The sequence below is a fragment of the Streptomyces sp. NPDC033221 genome (assembly GCF_055577005.1).
Genome location: NZ_JBVIQN010000002.1, coordinates 384,361 through 401,739 on the forward strand (window position 1 = coordinate 384,361; position 17,379 = coordinate 401,739).

At 74.0% G+C, this 17,379-nt stretch carries 14 protein-coding genes and 1 riboswitch; of the genes, 5 read left to right on the plus strand and 9 right to left on the minus strand.

Going from position 1 to position 17,379, the window contains the following annotated elements; genetic code table 11:
* Positions 1–47: 47 nt before the first annotated feature.
* The 7 genes from cobO to ACZ53K_RS03800 form a co-directional block, all read right to left on the minus strand.
* Positions 48–647 carry a cob(I)yrinic acid a,c-diamide adenosyltransferase gene (gene cobO / locus ACZ53K_RS03770; protein WP_398168121.1) on the minus strand — a complete coding sequence of 200 codons (600 nt, stop codon included), beginning with the start codon at positions 645–647 and terminating at the stop codon, positions 48–50.
* Positions 647–2,776: a putative cobaltochelatase gene (locus ACZ53K_RS03775; RefSeq protein ID WP_468831696.1), complete on the minus strand. Its 2,130-nt coding sequence runs from the start codon at positions 2,774–2,776 to the stop codon at positions 647–649. Before ACZ53K_RS03775 ends, cobO begins: the two co-directional genes overlap by 1 nt.
* Positions 2,776–4,371 carry a cobyric acid synthase gene (locus ACZ53K_RS03780; protein WP_468831913.1) on the minus strand — a complete coding sequence of 532 codons (1,596 nt, stop codon included), beginning with the start codon at positions 4,369–4,371 and terminating at the stop codon, positions 2,776–2,778. The genes ACZ53K_RS03775 and ACZ53K_RS03780 overlap by 1 nt, the downstream gene beginning before the upstream one ends.
* A 55-nt stretch (positions 4,372–4,426) precedes the next feature.
* Entirely contained in the window at positions 4,427–5,434 is a 1,008-nt protein-coding gene (locus ACZ53K_RS03785; protein ID WP_468831699.1) for a cobalamin biosynthesis protein, read from the minus strand.
* Between the two features lie 131 nt (positions 5,435–5,565).
* Positions 5,566–5,712, minus strand: a riboswitch (cobalamin riboswitch).
* Positions 5,713–5,911: 199 nt separating this feature from the next.
* Positions 5,912–6,139, minus strand: coding sequence for a hypothetical protein (locus ACZ53K_RS03790; RefSeq protein ID WP_468831702.1), 228 nt, complete (start codon positions 6,137–6,139; stop codon positions 5,912–5,914).
* 37 nt (positions 6,140–6,176) lie between these two features.
* Positions 6,177–7,517: an inorganic phosphate transporter gene (locus tag ACZ53K_RS03795; protein ID WP_468831705.1), complete on the minus strand. Its 1,341-nt coding sequence runs from the start codon at positions 7,515–7,517 to the stop codon at positions 6,177–6,179.
* A 214-nt stretch (positions 7,518–7,731) separates the two neighbouring features.
* On the minus strand, positions 7,732–8,427 hold the full coding sequence (locus tag ACZ53K_RS03800) for a lysozyme (protein ID WP_468831915.1): 696 nt from the start codon (positions 8,425–8,427) through the stop codon (positions 7,732–7,734).
* A gap of 412 nt (positions 8,428–8,839) precedes the next feature.
* Between ACZ53K_RS03800 and ACZ53K_RS03805 the strand changes: the two genes are divergently transcribed.
* The 3 genes from ACZ53K_RS03805 to ACZ53K_RS03815 all read left to right on the plus strand — a co-directional run bounded on the left by ACZ53K_RS03805 (position 8,840) and on the right by ACZ53K_RS03815 (position 13,061).
* Positions 8,840–9,493 carry a class II aldolase/adducin family protein gene (locus ACZ53K_RS03805; RefSeq protein WP_468831708.1) on the plus strand — a complete coding sequence of 218 codons (654 nt, stop codon included), beginning with the start codon at positions 8,840–8,842 and terminating at the stop codon, positions 9,491–9,493.
* 168 nt (positions 9,494–9,661) lie between these two features.
* Positions 9,662–10,786: an alpha/beta hydrolase gene (locus tag ACZ53K_RS03810; RefSeq protein ID WP_468831711.1), complete on the plus strand. Its 1,125-nt coding sequence runs from the start codon at positions 9,662–9,664 to the stop codon at positions 10,784–10,786.
* Between the two features lie 679 nt (positions 10,787–11,465).
* Positions 11,466–13,061, plus strand: a complete 1,596-nt coding sequence (locus ACZ53K_RS03815; RefSeq protein WP_468831714.1) for a hypothetical protein — start codon at positions 11,466–11,468, stop codon at positions 13,059–13,061.
* Positions 13,062–13,119: 58 nt separating this feature from the next.
* Here the strand turns inward: ACZ53K_RS03815 and ACZ53K_RS03820 are convergent, their stop codons facing one another.
* Together ACZ53K_RS03820 and ypfJ are read right to left on the minus strand one after the other, a co-directional pair.
* Positions 13,120–13,548: a VOC family protein gene (locus tag ACZ53K_RS03820; RefSeq protein WP_468831717.1), complete on the minus strand. Its 429-nt coding sequence runs from the start codon at positions 13,546–13,548 to the stop codon at positions 13,120–13,122.
* A 155-nt stretch (positions 13,549–13,703) separates the two neighbouring features.
* Entirely contained in the window at positions 13,704–14,594 is an 891-nt protein-coding gene (ypfJ, locus tag ACZ53K_RS03825) for a KPN_02809 family neutral zinc metallopeptidase (protein ID WP_468831720.1), read from the minus strand.
* Between the two features lie 410 nt (positions 14,595–15,004).
* Here ypfJ and ACZ53K_RS03830 point away from each other — a divergent pair, with 410 nt between their 5' ends.
* Positions 15,005–16,603 carry an ABC-F family ATP-binding cassette domain-containing protein gene (locus tag ACZ53K_RS03830; protein ID WP_468831723.1) on the plus strand — a complete coding sequence of 533 codons (1,599 nt, stop codon included), beginning with the start codon at positions 15,005–15,007 and terminating at the stop codon, positions 16,601–16,603.
* Positions 16,604–17,137: 534 nt separating this feature from the next.
* On the plus strand, positions 17,138–17,359 hold the full coding sequence (locus ACZ53K_RS03835; protein WP_030021347.1) for a helix-turn-helix domain-containing protein: 222 nt from the start codon (positions 17,138–17,140) through the stop codon (positions 17,357–17,359).
* Positions 17,360–17,379: the final 20 nt, after the last annotated feature.

The window sequence follows — 17,379 nt, forward strand, 5'->3', positions numbered from 1 at the left end:
TGCTCCTGGTCCTGCTGCTCTTGTTGCCGTCGTGCCCGGTGGCGGTGTCACCACTCGATGCCCCGCTGGCCCTTCTGGCCCGCGTCCATCGGGTGCTTGACCTTGGTCATCTCGGTGACCAGGTCCGCGAAGTCGCACAGTTCCTGCGGCGCGTTGCGGCCGGTGATGACGACGTGCTGGTTGCCCGGCCGGTCGCGCAGGACGGAGACGACCTCGGCGGGGTCCACCCATCCCCAGTGCATCGGGTAGGCGAACTCGTCGAGCACGTACAGCTTGTACGTCTCGGCGGCCAGGTCCCGCTTGACCTGTTCCCAGCCCTCGCGGGCCGCCTCCTCGTTGCTGAACTGGGAGTCCCGCTGGACCCATGACCAGCCCTCTCCCATCTTGTGCCAGGCGACCGTGCCGCCTTCGCCGGTCTCGCCGAGTACCCGCAGCGCCCGCTCCTCACCCACCTTCCACTTCGCCGACTTCACGAACTGGAACACCCCGACCGGCCAGCCCTGGTTCCAGGCCCGCAGCGCCAGCCCGAAGGCGGCGGTGGACTTGCCCTTGCCGGGGCCGGTGTGGACGAGGACCAGCGGGCGGTTGCGGCGCTGGCGTGTGGTGAGTCCGTCGTCGGGGACGACGGACGGCTGTCCCTGTGGCATTACGCGGCCTTCCGGGTGGTGTGGTGGTTGCCCTGTCCGCGGACGTCGCGGACGAGCGCGGAGACGCTGTCCGCGCGCAGTTCGTCGAGGGTGACGGCGGTGCCCTGGAGGTCCCGGGCCAGCTCGCCCGCCAGGCCCAGCCGTACCGGCCCCGCCTCGCAGTCCACGACCACCGAGGCGACGCCCTCGGCGCCGAGCAGCCGGGCCGCGCGCGAGGTGCGCACCAGCGGCTCGGGGCCGCCGGTGGACCGCCCGTCGGTGACGACCACCAGCAGCGGCCGGCGCGAGGCGTCCCGCAGCCGTTCCACCCGCAGCACCTCATGGGCCTTGAGCAGGCCCGCGGACAGCGGTGTCCGGCCGCCGGTGGGCAGTGACTCCAGCCGCGCCGCGCCCGCCTCCACCGACGAGGTGGGCGGCAGCGCCAGTTCGGCGTCCGAGCCGCGGAAGGTGATCATGCCGATCTTGTCGCGCCGCTGGTAGGCGTCGAGGAGCAGCGACAGCACCGCACCCTTGACCGCGCCCATCCGCTTGCGCGCCGCCATCGAACCGGACGCGTCCACGACGAACAGCACGAGATTGCCCTCGCGGCCCTCGCGCACCGCCTCGCGGAGGTCGTCCCGGCGGACGACGAGCCCGGGGCCGCTGCGCCCGCGCGCCACCTGGTGCGGCGCGGCGGCCTGCACGGTCGCGGCCAGGTGCAGCTTGGTCAGGGTGCCCTGCGGGCGCCGGGCGCCGGTGGTGCGGCCGTGTGCCGTACGGGCGCGGGAGCGGCGGCCGTCCGCGCCTTCGCCGAGCCCCGGCACGTCCAGCCGCCGGGTACGGAACGGTTCACCGGCTCCGACGGCGGCCTTTTCGCCACCCTCACCGGGGGCGCCCTCTTCGGAGCCCTCGGCCTGCGCCTTCGGGTCGGCGGGGGCCGGGTCGGCCTCCGGCGCCTGCGACTGTTCCGGCAACTGCGGCTGGTCGGGTGTCTGCGGCTGGTCGTGCGGGGCCTGGGCGTCCTCGCCCTGCGGTCCGCCGCCGTCGCCGTCCTGCGGCGGCGGCCCGCCGCCCGGCCCGTCGGGGCCGTCGTCCGGGCCGCCGTCCGGGTCCGGGTCGGGTTCCGGGCCGTCGTCCGCGCCGAACTCCTCCAGCACCTGGTCGAGTTTGTCCTCGTCCAGGCCGGGGGCGTCGAACGGGTTGCGGCGACGCCGGTGGGGGAGCGCCAGCAGCGCGGCCTGCCGTACGTCCTCCTCGCGGACCTCCGTACGGCCCGCCCAGGCGGCCAGCGCGCAGGCGGTACGCGCCATCACGATGTCGGCACGCATGCCGTCCACCTCGAAGGCGGCACACACGGCGGCGATCTGACGCAGTACCGCGTCCCCGAGGACCACGTCCGGCAGCAGCGCCCGCGCGGCGGCGATGCGCTCCCGCAGCTCGCCCTCCTCGACGGCCCAGCGCGCCCCGAAACCCGCCGGGTCGGCGTCGTACGCCAGGCGCCGCCGGACGACCTCCACCCGCTGGTCGGGCTCGCGGGACGCGGCGACCTCCACGGTCAGTCCGAAGCGGTCCAGCAACTGCGGCCGCAGTTCGCCCTCTTCGGGGTTCATGGTGCCGACGAGCAGGAAGCGCGCGGAGTGCCGTACGGAGACGCCCTCGCGTTCCACGTACGAGGCGCCCATGGCGGCCGCGTCGAGCAGCAGGTCCACGAGGTGGTCGTGGAGGAGGTTGACCTCGTCGACGTACAGGATGCCGCGGTGGGCGTCGGCCAGCAGGCCCGGCTCGAACGCCTTCACACCCTCCGACAGGGCCCGTTCGATGTCCAGCGCGCCGACGAGGCGGTCCTCGGAGGCGCCGACGGGGAGTTCGACCATGCGGGCCGGGCGCTCCTCGGCGCCGGCCGCCTCGTGCGGGCCGTCCGGGCAGGCCGGGTCGGGCGCGGCGGGGTCGCAGGAGAAGCGGCAGCCGGTGACGACGGGGACGTCCGGCATCAGCGCCGTCAGGCCCCGCACGATCGTCGACTTCGCGGTGCCCTTCTCGCCGCGGACGAGCACCCCGCCGATGGCCGGCGAGATGGCGTTGAGCAGCAGGCTCAGCCGCATGTCGGACATGCCGACGACCGCGGTGAACGGGTAAGGGACCGATGCCATTAAGGAGTACCCCCTTCGAGGGACGTGCGGTGTGCGGGCGCGGGGGAGACCGCGCCGGGTGTGGCCGGGTCGCGGGGCGGTGGCGGTATGGACGGTGCCCCCGGCGGCACGAATGGCAGCCCCGCGGGCACCCCGTCCTCGATGAGCCGCAGCAGCGCCTCCGTGTCCGCGTGCTCCTCGATCAGGTCGCCCAGCCGGTCCAGCTGCTCCTCGCGCAGCGCGCCGAAGCCGGTGTCCGGCGCCGGGACGAACGCGCGGCCCGCGTCGGCGGCCACCCGCCGCAGGAACGCCCGCCGGAAACCGTCGCTCTCCAGGGAGCCGTGCCAGTGGGTGCCCCAGACCGCGCCGGACCGGCAGCCTTCCAGGAAGGGCTCCCCGCCGGTGACCTCGGCGACGCCGTGGTGGATCTCGTAGCCCTCGACCGGCTCGCCCAGCGCCTCGCCGGCCGGCCGGGCCAGGGTCTTTTCCGCCGCGAACCGTACGCGTACGGGCAGCAGGCCCAGCCCGTCCACGGTCCCGGCCTTGGACTCGACCTCGTCCTCGATCTGTTCGCCCAGCATCTGGAAGCCGCCGCAGATGCCGAGCACCGGGCGCCCTTCTGCGGCCCGCCGCCGGACCGCGTCCGCGATGCCGCGCTCGCGCAGCCACTGGAGCGCGCGGACGGTGCCGCGGGTGCCGGGCAGGACGACGAGGTCGGCGTCGGCCAGTTCCTCGGGGCGGTCCACGAAGCGCACCACGACGCCCGGTTCGGCGGCCAGCGCGTCCACGTCCGTGAAGTTCGACATCAGCGGTACGGCGGCCACCGCGACCCGCAGCACGTCGGCGCCGTGCGGCGGCGCGACGACACTCTCGCGGACCGCGCCGCGCAGCGACACCCGCAGCCCGTCCTCCTCGTCGATGCCCAGGCCGTGCGTGAACGGCAGCACCCCGAGCGTGGGCCGCCCGGTCAGCTCCTTCAGCATCTCCAGGCCCGGCTCCAGCAGCGTCACATCGCCCCGGAACTTGTTGACGAGATAGCCCGCGACCAGCGCCTGGTCCTCCGGGGACAGCAGCGCCGTGGTGCCGAAGAAGGAGGCGAACACCCCGCCCCGGTCGATGTCGCCGACCACCAGGGCCGGTATCCGCGCGGCCCGCGCGATGCCCATGTTCACGATGTCGGTACGCCGCAGGTTGATCTCCGCGGGGCTGCCCGCGCCCTCGCAGATCACCGCGTCGTGCGTCCGCCGCAGCTCTTGGAGGCAGTCCGTGACCGTACCGAGCAACTGCTCCTGGCGGCCCGCGTGGTAGCCGCGCGCGCTCAGCTCGCCCACCGGCTTGCCCATCAGCACGACCTGGCTGCTGCGGTCACTGCCCGGCTTCAGCAGCACCGGATTCATCAGCGCGCTCGGCTCGACGCGCGCCGCCGCGGCCTGCATGGCCTGCGCCCGTCCGATCTCCGCGCCCTCGCGCGTCACGAACGAGTTCAGCGACATGTTCTGAGCCTTGAAGGGCGCTACCTTGACGCCCTTACGGGCCAGCCAGCGGCAGATGCCCGCCGTCACCACACTCTTGCCCGCGTCGGACGTGGTGCCCGCCACCAGCAGCCCGCCGCCCAGCGGTGCTCGACCCGGTCCGTTCACGTGGCACTCCTCGCCGTCCGCACGTTGCTGCTCACTTGACCCTCCCGGCCGTACGGGCCCGCCGTACCGCCCCGGCCCCACCGGAACGGCGTACCGCCCCGACGGCCAGCCGGCCCGCGACCGTGGCCGCCAGGGCCAGCGCGCCCACCCGGCGCGACAGTGTCACGGCCCGCTCGATGTCCGGCACCGCGACGGGCCGCCCGGCGGCGCCGTTGAGCACCGGCCGGTGTTCGACCCGCCCGCCGTACGCCAGCGTGCCGCCCAGCCGTACACCCAGCGCCCCGGCGAACGCGGCCTCCACCGGACCCGCGTTCGGGCTCGGGTGCGACGGGCCGTCCTGCCGCCAGGCGCGCAGCGCGCCCCGCCGGTCCGGCCCGGCCAGCACCGCCAGCGTGGCGGTCAGCCGCGAGCCGGGGAAGCCGGCCACGTCGTCGAGCCGGGCCGAAGCCCACCCGAAACGGCGATAGCGCGGCGACTTGTGCCCCACCATCGCGTCCAGCGTGTTGACGGCACGGAAGGCCAGCAGCCCCGGCACCCCGGCGACCGCGCCCCACACGAGGGCGCCGACCACCGCGTCCGAGGTGTTCTCGGCGACGGACTCGACCACCGCGCGCGCCATCTGCTGCCCGTCCAGGGCCTGCGGATCGCGGCCGCACAGGTGCGGCAGCCGCTCGCGCGCCACGTCGAGGTCGCCCGCAGCGAGCGCGCCGCCGACGGCCCGCGCCTCGCGGCCCAGCGAGGTGCCGCCCAGGACGGCCCAGGTGGCGGCGGCGGTCAGCGCGACGGAGGCGGGGAAGGCGGCGGGGGAGCGGCGCACGGCGCGGTCCAGCAGCGCGGCGCCGGCGGCGGTACCGCCCGCGAGCAGCGCGGTGTGCAGGGCGCCGCGCCCGCGGTGGTCGCGCCACAGGCGGCGTTCCACGGCGGCCGCGGCCCGCCCGAAGGCGGCCACGGGGTGACCGCGCCGGGGATCGCCCACGGCCAGGTCGCCGAGGAAGCCGAGGGCCGCGCCGCACGCGTAGCCGGCGTGTTCGGCACGCATCGGATCAGACCGCCGTCGTGCCTCGGAGGGGCAGTACGCGGGAAGGTCCGGAAGATCTCGAACTGCGGCCGGGCATGGCGGTGGGTCCTCACTCAGGGTCCGCGCCCTGGTTCGACGGATACGGCGACGAGAGTCTCCTGGCTCCCCGGATCGGCGCTTCCCCCGGCCTTCCAGTCCGTACGGAATCGTGCGTCGCGGGACGCGGACCGTGGCCCTTGGTGGAGGGGCGCTCCCCGGTGACAGTGGCGGGACCGCGCCGGATTCTCACCGGACTTCCTCATCTGTCGCCGAATGGCTCCGGCAGTCCACCACGCTCCGCGAAGCCCGTCAACTCGCGCTTGACCTGCGGCGCGGGCCCGCGCCGGCGCCTGTGTCCAAGGACACAGGAGCGCGGTGCCCGGGACGCGGCGAAGGGCGCCCGGCGGCCGTGGCGGGGATGCCACGGCCACCGGACGCCCCGGGTGCCGTCCCGACGGGTCAGGCGGCGACGATCAGATAGATGCCGTACGCCACGGCCGCCGCGCACAGCGCGAAGCAGACGTACGCCCCGGTCCGCGCCACAGTGCCGCCGGTGGTCGGCGCGCCCTCCGTCTGCGGTTTGCGGGACGTGCCGACGATGCCGAGGGTGAACAGGCCCACGATCCCGACCGTCACGAACAGCGTGACGCCGAAGACCTGGCCGAGAGCCGCCCAGTCGATGCTCATGGTGTTCTCGTTCCTTCGTGGGAGCCGTACGGCCGGATCAGCCGGCGGCCGAGCCGGCCTTGGCGCGGCGCTGGGCGTGCGGCTCGTGCGGGTGGGCGGCCACCGGATCGGCGATCACCGGGGTGCCGCCGACCGGGTCGGCGAGCGGCGCTTCGGCCATCACCGGCGCGGGGACCGTGACGACGGCCGTCGCGGGTACGGACACGACCGGGCCCGCGGGCGGCGGCGAGACCGCCTGCAGGGCCGCGGTGACGACCCCCGCGGGCTCCGCGGCCGGACCCTCGTTGACGTTGGTGTGGTCCACCGGCTTGCGGCGGGACGCCACCCAGATCGCGCCGCAGACGGCGAGCGCCAGGACGGCGACGGTCGCGATGCCCCAGTCGCCCTGGTCGGCCAGGAGCGCGGCGCCCGCCGCGACCAGACCGGCGGCCGGCAGTGTCAGGCCCCAGGCGGCGGCCATCCGGCCCGCCGTGGACCAGCGCACCACGCCGCCCTTGCGGCCCAGACCGGAGCCCATGACCGCGCCGGAGCAGACCTGGGTGGTGGAGAGTGCGAAGCCGAGGTGGGAGGAGGCCAGGATGGTGGCCGCCGCGCCGGTCTGGGCGGCGAAGCCCTGCGGCGGCTGGATGTCGGTGATGCCCTTGCCCATCGTGCGGATGATCCGCCAGCCGCCCAGGTACGTGCCGAGCGCGATGGCCACACCGGCCGAGGCGATGACCCACAGCGGCGGGTCCGCGTGCGGGGCGACGACGCCGCCGGTGATCAGCGCGAGGGTGATCACGCCCATCGTCTTCTGGGCGTCGTTGGTGCCGTGGGCCAGGGAGACCAGCGCGGCCGAGGCGATCTGCCCGGCGCGGTAGCCCTTGGCGGTGTCCTCCTCGGCGCGGTTGCGGGCCAGCCGGTAGGTCAGCCGGGTCGCGGCCATCGAGGCCAGACCGGCCACGATCGGGGCGGCGACGGCCGGGATGAGGACCTTCATGACCACGGCGCCGCCGTGCACGCCGCTCGCGCCGACGGACACCAGGGTCGCGCCGATCAGGCCGCCGAAGAGGGCGTGCGAGGAGCTGGAGGGGAGCCCGGCCAGCCAGGTGACCAGGTTCCAGACGATGGCGCCGACCAGTCCGGCGAAGATCACTTCTGGTCTGATGCCGGCGGTCTCGTCGATGATCCCGCCGGAGATGGTCTTGGCGACCTCCACCGACAGGAACGCGCCGACCAGGTTGAGGACCGCCGACATCGCCACCGCGATCTTGGGCTTGAGCGCCCCGGTGGAAATGGTGGTGGCCATGGCGTTGGCCGTGTCGTGGAAGCCGTTCGTAAAGTCGAACACCAAGGCCGTGACGATCACGATCCCGATGAGAAGCGTGATGTGTTCCATTCACCCAGGCAATCAGTTCGGTGGGCAGTAACGCTCGGGACCGTACGGACGACGGGTGAACGGAAGGTGAACTGGGGCGGACGCCGCAGTGACGCCCCCGCAGGGGTGCCGAGGAGGCGCCCGTGCCGTCACTCGGTTCCCGGCCGTACCAGCACGGAAGCACCGAGTGTCCCATCCGTACCAGCGCCCGGATTCCGCTGCCGGGCCCCGGCTCTCACCCCCGGGCGAAGCGCCTGAGCTGTGCGGCGGTGCCGTTCCATTTGTTCTGGTCACCGGGCAGCGCGCCGGACCCGGCGTACTGCCAGATGCTCGGGTACGCCCAGCCGGCCGGCAGCGTGCCCGGGGTGCTGTGCCAGTGGGCCAGCCACAGCGGGTGGGTGGCGGCGAACGCCCGGCTGCCGCCGGTGCACAGGTTCCACCACCGGGCCGTCGTGTAGATCACCGGCCGCCGCCCGGTCCGGCGCAGCACCTCGTCGCTGAACCCGCGGATCCACCACACCAGCGCGGTGCCGCTCATCCCGTAACAGGCGTGCTCCCGGTCGTACGGGTTGTGCTCGATGTCGAGCGCCGGGGGCAGCGTCCGGCCGTCCGCCTTCCAGTGGCCGCCGTGCCGCAGGAAGTGCCGGGCCTGCGCGCGGCCGGAGGACGCGTTCGGCATGCCGAAGTGGTACGCGCCGCGCAGCAGGCCGGCGTTGCGTGCGCCGCGGTACTGCCGCGGGAAGTACGGGTTGCGGTACCAGGTCGACTCGGTGGCCTTGACGTACACGAACCGGCCGCCCTTCGCCCGTACGGCGCGCCAGTCGACGTTCTTCTGGTGCGAGGAGATGTCGTGCCCGGCCGGTTTGCCCGCGGCCTCGGCGGCGGGGGCCGCGGGCACGGCGGTGTACAGAGCGCCGGTGAGCGCGCCCAGCGCGAGGGCTCCGGCGGCCAGGCGGCGCCGGTGGCCGCGCGGGCGGCCGGGCGGATGTGGCGAGTGCGAAGGGTGCTGTGGGTGAGGAGAGTGCGGTGGGTGGGAAGAGTGCGGTGGGAGCGGTGGGTCGGGCAGGTGATCGCGGTCATGGGCCATGGCTCCCCCAGGGGTCCCCGGTCGGATGGCTACGTGCATGACAGATCCCCGGAAGAGTACCGAGTGATCCGCGCAAGACGGTCGATGCCCGGTCAATCCATACCCGTATGCCCACAGTCCGACATGGCGGATACCGGAGGCCGGGGATCCGCCCCACGGCTCCCCACCCGGCCCGTACGGTGTCGGCAGCCACGCGCGCACCACCCCCTGCACACCCCGGCGGACCCCGCCCGCACCGCACACCGGAGGCACACGCATGACGGACCCGGAAGTCATCGGCCGCGCCTGGGACGAACTGGTCGCCACCGCCCGCCGCACGGTCACCGACGGACTCGTCGTCGGCACCTCCGGCAACGTCTCCGTCCGCGTCGGCGACCTCGTCCTGGTCACCCCCACCGGCGTCCGCTACGACCGGCTCGGGCCCGGCGACCTCACCGCCGTGGACCTCGAAGGCCGCCGGGCCCACGGCACCCTCCGGCCCACCAGCGAACTCCCCCTGCACCTGGCCGTCTACCGCGCCACCGGCGCCACCGCGGTCGTCCACACCCACGCCGCGCACGCCACCGCCGTCTCCACCCTCGTCACCGAACTCCCGCCGGTGCACTACATGACCGCGGCCCTCGGCGGCCCCGTCCGCGTCGCGCCGTACGCCCTCTACGGCACCGAGGAGTTGGCCGGGAACATGCTCGCCGCCCTGCGCGACCGCACCGGCTGCCTCCTGCGGAACCACGGCACCATCGTGTACGGCGACACCCTTGACGAGGCCTACGACCGCACCGCCCAGCTGGAGTGGATGTGCCGCGTCTGGCTCGCCGCCAGCTCACTGCCCGGCCGCGAACCCGCCCTGCTCACGCCGGAACAGCTCGACGCGGCCGGGGAGCGGCTGCGCGGGTACGGGCAGGGGCGCTGAGGTGTGGGGTTCGGGGGCGGCTGCCGGGCCTCGTTCGGCCGCTCGCGCCCACTTCGCGCCCGTCCCGCGCCCGCCCCGCCGATCGCAGCCCCGTCCCGCCGTGCCCGCCGTCACCCGGGCGCGCCCGCCCACTGGCCGCGCACGCGCCGCCCGCCCACACTGGGGAGGATGCGTCTGGGTACCGCGGCAGCAGCCGCCACCACGGTGATCGGTACCGGCGCGGCCGCGGTGGCGGCCGGCCGGTACGCCAGCGACATGGTCCTCAAACCCGCGCCCGACCGGCCGCTGCCGGGCGACCCCCGGCTCACGGTGCACGCCACCGGCCCCGGGCGGATCACCCTCACCCGCAGCCTCGCCTCGCTGCGGCCCGGCACCTATGGCCTCACCGGCGCGGGCACCCACGCCATCGTCGGCCCTCTCCTGGACGACGTACCGCACCCGGCCGACACGGTCGTCCGCCGCCTGGAGCGGGTCACCCACGGCACCCTCCAGCCGGGCGCCCGGATGCGCCTGACCCCGCAGGTGCACATCGGCAACCCGCGCGACGCGCTGGACATCGACTGCGCCGACGTCGACATCCCCGGGGAACTGGGCGCCCTGCCCGCCTGGTTCGTGCCGGGCGACCGGGAAACCTGGGTCATCACCGTGCACGGCCTGGGCACCACCCGGGAGCACCCCATGGTGGTCATGCCGTTCCTCAGCGACCAGCGGCTGCCCGTCCTGGACCTCGCCTACCGCAACGACGTCGGCGCCCCGCACACCGCCGACGGCATCAGCCACCTCGGCGACTCCGAATGGCGCGATCTGGACGCCGCGATCCGCTACGCCGTCCAGTACGGCGCCGAGCGCGTCGTCCTGCACGGCTGGTCCACCGGCGCCTCCATGGCCCTGCACGCCGCCGCCAACTCCGCGCTGCGCGACCGCGTCGCCGGCCTCGTCCTCGACTCACCGGTCCTGGACTGGCAGACCACCGTGCGCGCCCTGGCCGCCGCCCGCCGTGTCCCCCGGCCCCTGCTCCCGCTGGCCGTACGCGCCGCCGAGGGCAGCACCGGACTGCACGCGGACCGGCTGGCCGAAGCCTGGACCCCGGACCTGCTCACCGTGCCGACCCTGCTGATCCACGGGCCGCACGACACACTCGCCCCCTGGGCGGCCTCCCGCGAACTGGCGGCCCGCCGCCCCGACCTGATCACGCTTCACCCGGTGCCGCACGCCCCGCACGCCGCCATGTGGAACGCGGATCCGGCCATGTACGAGGAGACTTTGCGCCGCTTCCTGACGCCGCTCATGTGAGTGGCTGGGGGCGGGGGGGGCTGGAGGAGGCCTCGGGGGCATTCGGGGCTGCCGCTTTCCGGGGGCTGCGAGGACGTTTGAGTGGTGGGGCGGCCGTGTCCCGTGCGGTCTGTTTCGCCGCGTGTGGCCGGTTCCGCCGCGCGCGGTCCATCCGCTGCGTGTGGTCTGTCCTCTGACCTCTGTGTGTGGTCTGCCTGCCGTACGTGGTGTGTGCTGTGCATGGTCTGTTCTGCTCGCCCTGCGTGGCCTGTCCGCCTGCGTGGTCTGCGCACCTCTGTGATCTGCCCGCCTCTGTCGATCTGCGGCGACCTGCTTGGGTCGTTACGGCCTGCCCGGGGGGCGGCGGACTGTCCGTCGGGCCCCGGGCCTCCGGGGCAGGCGGTGGCGGCCCGTCCGTATGACGTGCCTGTACGGCCTGCCTGTACGGCCTGCCTGTACGGCCTGATCCAAGGGCCGCGGACCCGCACTCCGCACGCCCCGCTACGCCCCCGCGCCGACCCCGCGGTGCCCCAGCGGCGCCCCTTCCCGTACGGTTTGCGGCCACCCCTCGTACAACCCCCGGTGACCCGCCCTTACGCCCCGTGCCGACCGCCCCGTGCGCCTCTCGTGCGACGGGCCGCCGGAACGTACCGACCGTTCCGATTGGGCTTTCGGGCCGTCAGCGGGAAGACTGCACCCTGTGACGTCCCGTACTCCGCGCGACTCCCGGCTCCGACTTGTCCCCCGTCAACCGATCGCCGCCGCCCGCCGAGCGGTGAGCACCCGGGCCGCCCGCCCGGCGCCCCGGCCGCCCCAGGGCACCCCGCCGCCCGCGGAACTGGCGCGGCAGGCCCGCGCCGGCCTGGCCGGCGCCGTACGGCTCGCCCGCTGGGCCGACGGCGAGCACGGCGCGGGCGCCGGGCTGCGGGCCGGCACGGACGGTGCCCTCCCGGCCGACGTCGCCGAACAGGCGGCGCACGACCTGCGGCTGACCCCCGACCAGGTCCGTACGGACTGGGACCTGGCCCGGCTGGCCGGACTCGTCGAACTGCACGGCGGCCTGGCCCGCCCCGGCTGGCGGCTGCGCGCCTGGGAGCGCGACGACACCGCCGCGCTGCGCGGCTGGGTCGCACTCTTCGACGCCTGGTCGCTGGCGCGCCCCGCGCCGCCCGGCGCCGGGCCGACCGCCGTCGCCGAGGTCGTCGAGGCCGTGCCGCAGCTGCTGTCCCTGCTGCACCTGTCGGCCGGACCGGTCCGGCTCGCGGTCCTGCTGGACATGCTGGAACAGCGCGTCGCCGAACTGCGCACCGAGCGCTGCGAGGTGCCGTACGGACCGGACCGCGGCCCGCACGCGGGCCCCGAGATGGAACCGGACACGGAATCAGACACAGCCACGGACGCGGAACCAGGCGCAGCCAAGGACCCGGCCACGAGCCCTGACCCGGGCCCGAACGCGAGCCCCGGCCCGGACCCGGCCAAGGGCCCCGGTCCGGACTCGGCCGCCTCGGGACCGGCCCGGCCCGGAGCGGCGGGTGACACCGCGGGGGTGTCACTCGCGGTACTCCTGGACTGGGCGCTGGACGGCCTCGCCGCCGTCGGCGCGCTCGTCGTGCGCGACGGTGCGAAGACCGGCGTGCCCGCTGAACGCGAAGCCCTTCTCACCCCCCTCGGCAACTGGTCGGTCTGGGTCAAGCTGGAACAGATCTGTGTCGCCGCGCAGAGCCCGGCGGGCAATATCGAGCAGTCCGCCGAGGCGATGCTGCGCGGCTGCGCCCGGCTGACCCCGGGCCCGGCGCGCGCCGAATACCGTGCCTGGCTCGCCGCCCGGTCCGCGGGCAGCGCCGTCGAGGAACTCCTCGGCGTCGCCCGCGGCGAGGACGCGCTGCTGCGCGGCCTCGCCTTCGAGGCGCTGCGCGCCGTCGGGGCGCCGGCCGAGCCGGCCGTGCGCGCCGCCGCCGACGAGGCGGCCCTGCGGCCGTACGCCCTGCTCTGGCTGGTCGAGCACGAGGGCGGCGACCCGGAGACCGCGCCGGACGTGCTGACCCGCGAGGAGTCCACCTGGCTCTGGGTCGACACCGCCGCGGCCGTCGCCGACCACGGCGAGAGCCAGCTGCTGGTCCGCCACCTCGACTCGGCGGTCCAGGGCTCGGTCCCGCGCCTGCTGGAGGAGGTACGGGCCGTCGGGCATCCGCGCACCGTGCAGGTCCTGGTCGCGCTGGCCGCCGCCCACCCCGACCCGGCCCTCGCCAAGGCCGTGCGCCGCGCCGCCTTCCAGGTCCACACCGGCGGCGCGTGACGCTCCGGGGCGGGCGCGCCCGGGAAACCCGGCCGTGGTGCCCGGCGCCCGCCCCCTCTCAGCCCTGCGGCAGCGCCGGCGCGTACGTGCCGAACGTCCAGAGATTGCCCTCCAGGTCGCGGGCCGTGTACTCACGGGAGCCGTAGTCCTGGTCCGTGAGCGGCAGCACTATCTCCACCCCGGCCTGCTCGGCCCGCCGGTGGTGCGCGTCCGGGTCCGCGACGGTCGCGTACACGCCGATCGGGCCGCCGCCTCCCAGCGCCTGCTCGTACGCCCCGCCGGCGCCCTTCGAGCCCAGCATCACCACACCGTTGCCGTAGGACAGCTCGGCGTGCAGCACGGTGCCGTCCTCGCTTTCGTACAGCGCGCTCTGCGTGAAGCCGAAGGCTTCCGTCAGCTGCTTGATGGCCGCCTTCGCGTCGCGGTAATGCAACGACGGACAGAACGTCGGACAGAACGTCGCCGCCCCTGCTGCCACATCGGTCATGACGCTCACCTTCCCTGCCTGTGATCAGCTCCTGATCAGCTCCTCCGGGCCCCTTTTGAGACCCACATCACAGTCTGGCACCAGGGTCTGACAACGCCCCCGAGCGCTCGCCGAACACCCTCCTGACCAGTACTGATACGCGTTCGCCCGCCGCTTCACCGAAACGTGTCGCAGCGCCCCGCGTCCCCCGTGCGGAACCCGGTCGAGAACCACTGCTGCCGCTGCGCCGAGGACCCGTGCGTCCAGCTCTCCGGAGTGACCCGGCCCTGGAACCTCTCCTGGATCCGGTCGTCACCGACCGCTGCCGCCGCGTCGAGGCCGTCCCGTACGTCCGCCTCGGTGAGACTGGTGATCAAGGGCCGCCCGGTGGACTCCTCGGGCGTACCGGCGGCGTGCCGGGCCCACACCCCCGCGTAGCAGTCGGCCTGCAGCTCCACCTTCACGGCGCCGCTGTCCGCGCCCGGCCGCCCGCCCTGGGACCGGCGCAGCGTGCCCGACAGGTTCTGCACGTGGTGCCCGTACTCGTGCGCCACGACGTAGGCCTGCGCGAACGGCCCGCCGCCGGCGCCGAACTTCGTCCGCAGCTCGCGGAAGAAGTCGAGGTCCAGGTAGACCTTGCGGTCGCCGGGGCAGTAGAACGGCCCGACGGCCGAGGTCGCGCTCCCGCACGCGGTCTGCGTACGGGCCGTGAAGAAGACCGTCGGCGCCCGTCCGTACGAGGCGCCGCGCCGCCGGAACTCCTGCTGCCAGAAGGACTGGGCGCTGTTGACGACCGCCACGATCCGGCAGTCCTCCCTGCTGTTGGCGTCCTGCCCGGTACGGCACCGCTCCTGGACCCGTTCCGCCGAGGAGGCGGTGGGCTCCGGGGGAGGGGCCGATTCCGTCAGCCCCAGCTCGTCCGGTCCGATGCCGAAGAACAGGCCGGCCACGAGCGCGATCAGCCCCGCCAGCCCGCCGCCGATCGTGGCCCGCCCGCCGGGCACCCGGCTGCCGCGCTGGTCCTGGACCTGCGAGGTGTCCAGCCCGGAGTCGTCGTCGAACTGCATGGCCGTACCGTCCTCCGCGCTCACCCGTGCGGCGCGCGCCGCCTCGCCCCATCCAGCCGCGCCCGCCGCCCCGCCGCGACCCCGGGCGGCCGAACGGGCGAGGCCGCGGAGGCGGGCCACCGTCACCCGGCCGGCGCCCCCGAAGCGCGGCACGGCACGTCACGAGGGAGCCGTACTGCACGTCGCCAAGGGCCCGTACCGCCGCATCCGGCCCGGGCGGCGGCCCGGGAAAACTGGTTGCACGTCACCGCTAGACTGGTCCGTATGGCAATTCTCCTCGTGCATTAGACGGCGCAGGCGCGCCGCTCTCGCCGCCCGTCAGCACAGGCTTGTGCCGTGTACGGGGCGCGCCGCGCGGCTGTGATCATCCCCGTCCCTTCCGCTGTCCTCACCTGCCCTGGAGTCTTCCCGTGATCACCGCCTCCGGCCTTGAGCTGCGCGCCGGCGCCCGCGTCCTCATCGAATCCGCTTCCTTCCGTATCGCCAAGGGCGACCGGATCGGCCTGGTCGGCCGCAACGGCGCGGGCAAGACGACCCTCACCAAGGTCCTGGCGGGCGAGGGCATCCCCGCCGCCGGCACGGTCACCCGCTCCGGCGACGTCGGTTACCTGCCGCAGGACCCGCGCACCGGTGACCTCGACGTCCTCGCCCGCGACCGCATCCTGTCCGCCCGCGGCCTGGACTCCGTCCTGCGCAAGATGCGCGAGAACGAGGACCGGATGTCCAACGGCAAGGGCGCCACCCGCGAAAAGGCGATGAAGAAGTACGAGCGCCTGGAGACGGAGTTCCTGACCAAGGGCGGCTACGCGGCCGAGGCGGAGGCCGCGACCATCGCCGCCAGCCTGGGCCTGCCCGACCGGATTCTCGGCCAGCCCCTGCACACCCTCTCCGGCGGTCAGCGGCGCCGCGTCGAGCTGGCCCGGATCCTCTTCTCGGACTCCGACACGCTGCTCCTTGACGAGCCGACCAACCACCTCGACGCCGACTCGATCGTCTGGCTGCGCGACTACCTGAAGACGTACCGCGGCGGCTTCATCGTGATCTCCCACGATGTCGAGCTGGTCGAGACCGTGGTGAACAAGGTGTTCTACCTGGACGCCAACCGGTCCGAGATCGACATCTACAACATGGGCTGGAAGCTCTACCAGCAGCAGCGTGAGGCCGACGAGAAGCGCCGCAAGCGCGAGCGCGCCAACGCGGAGAAGAAGGCCGCGCAGCTGCACTCGCAGGCCGACAAGATGCGGGCCAAGGCCACCAAGACCGTCGCCGCGCAGAACATGGCCAAGCGGGCCGACAAGCTGCTCGCCGGGCTGGACGCCAAGCGCGCCTCCGACAAGGTCGCCAAGCTGCGCTTCCCGGACCCCGCGCCCTGCGGCAAGACCCCGCTCACCGCCGAGGGCCTGTCCAAGTCGTACGGCTCGCTGGAGATCTTCACCGACGTCGACCTGGCCATCGACAAGGGCTCCCGGGTCGTCATCCTGGGCCTGAACGGCGCGGGCAAGACCACGCTGCTGCGGCTGCTGGCCGGCGTCGAGACGCCGGACACCGGCGAGGTGCGCCCCGGGCACGGTCTGAAGCTGGGCTACTACGCGCAGGAGCACGAGACGCTGGACCCGGACCGCACGGTCCTGGAGAACATGCGTTCCGCCGCGCCGGACATGGACCTGGTCGACATCCGCAAAACGCTCGGCTCGTTCCTCTTCTCCGGTGACGACGTCGACAAGCCCGCGGGCGTGCTCTCCGGCGGTGAGAAGACCCGGCTGGCGCTGGCCACCCTGGTCGTCTCCTCCGCCAACGTGCTGCTCCTGGACGAGCCGACCAACAACCTCGACCCGGCCAGCCGTGAGGAGATCCTCGGCGCGCTGCACACCTTCACCGGCGCCGTGGTGCTGGTCTCCCACGACGAGGGCGCGGTGGACGCCCTCCAGCCGGAGCGCATCATCCTGCTGCCCGACGGCGTCGAGGACCTGTGGGGCCAGGACTACGCGGACCTCGTCGCGCTGGCCTGAGCACGGGCGTCTGGGCACGCGGGCCCGAGTACGTGGGTCCGAGCCCGCGGGTACGAGCCCGCGCGGCCGGATCCGGGCCCGCGGCCGACCTGTGTGCGCGGCCGGGCCTGTACGCGCGGCCCGTTCCGTCCTTTTCCGTGCCCGTTCGGTGCCCGATCGGTGTCCGTTCCGTGCCCGCCGGCTCCTCGGAAGGGGCTCGGAACCGGGAAGGATCAAGGACGTATGGATCATTCGGCCGACGGGTGATCCATCATCTGAGTGAGAGCGGCTCGTACATCGGCGAGCCTCCCTGTGACGGCCGGGCCCCATGGGCCCGGCCGTCATCATTTCGTACCAGCCCCCTCTGACCTGCTTGTTCACCAAGAATTCCATGGTCGGAGCGGTGAAATCCCGAGCGGAACCCCTAATTCCAAGAGTCAATACGGCGCCTTCGACGCCAAACGATGTCCCACGGACCTTGCTGAATGGGTGGCCAGGAAGGCGGGAAGGGGTGATCATGAGAGTCCAGAGCGCACTTCCCACGAGGAGGCACGGGTGGCCGAGACTCTGAAGAAGGGCAGCCGGGTGACCGGCGCCGCGCGCGAGAAGCTCGCGGCAGACCTGAAGAAGAAGTACGACTCCGGAGCGAGCATCCGGGCGCTGGCCGAAGAGACCGGCCGCTCCTACGGGTTCGTGCACCGGATGCTCAGCGAATCCGGTGTGACCCTGCGTGGTCGTGGCGGAGCCACCAGGGGCAAGAAGGCCGCCTCGGCCTGACCGAGGCGTTCCGCTCCGGG

What these genes read in the sequence shown, in the direction of transcription:
- cobO (WP_398168121.1), bottom strand. Translation starts at nt 647, where the DNA reads ATGCCACAGGGACAGCCGTCCGTCGTCCCCGACGACGGACTCACCACA.
- ACZ53K_RS03775 (WP_468831696.1), bottom strand. Translation starts at nt 2,776, where the DNA reads ATGGCATCGGTCCCTTACCCGTTCACCGCGGTCGTCGGCATGTCCGAC.
- ACZ53K_RS03785 (WP_468831699.1), bottom strand. Translation starts at nt 5,434, where the DNA reads ATGCGTGCCGAACACGCCGGCTACGCGTGCGGCGCGGCCCTCGGCTTC.
- ACZ53K_RS03790 (WP_468831702.1), bottom strand. Translation starts at nt 6,139, where the DNA reads ATGAGCATCGACTGGGCGGCTCTCGGCCAGGTCTTCGGCGTCACGCTG.
- ACZ53K_RS03795 (WP_468831705.1), bottom strand. Translation starts at nt 7,517, where the DNA reads ATGGAACACATCACGCTTCTCATCGGGATCGTGATCGTCACGGCCTTG.
- ACZ53K_RS03805 (WP_468831708.1), top strand. Translation starts at nt 8,840, where the DNA reads ATGACGGACCCGGAAGTCATCGGCCGCGCCTGGGACGAACTGGTCGCC.
- ACZ53K_RS03810 (WP_468831711.1), top strand. Translation starts at nt 9,662, where the DNA reads ATGCGTCTGGGTACCGCGGCAGCAGCCGCCACCACGGTGATCGGTACC.
- ACZ53K_RS03820 (WP_468831717.1), bottom strand. Translation starts at nt 13,548, where the DNA reads ATGACCGATGTGGCAGCAGGGGCGGCGACGTTCTGTCCGACGTTCTGT.
- ypfJ (WP_468831720.1), bottom strand. Translation starts at nt 14,594, where the DNA reads ATGCAGTTCGACGACGACTCCGGGCTGGACACCTCGCAGGTCCAGGAC.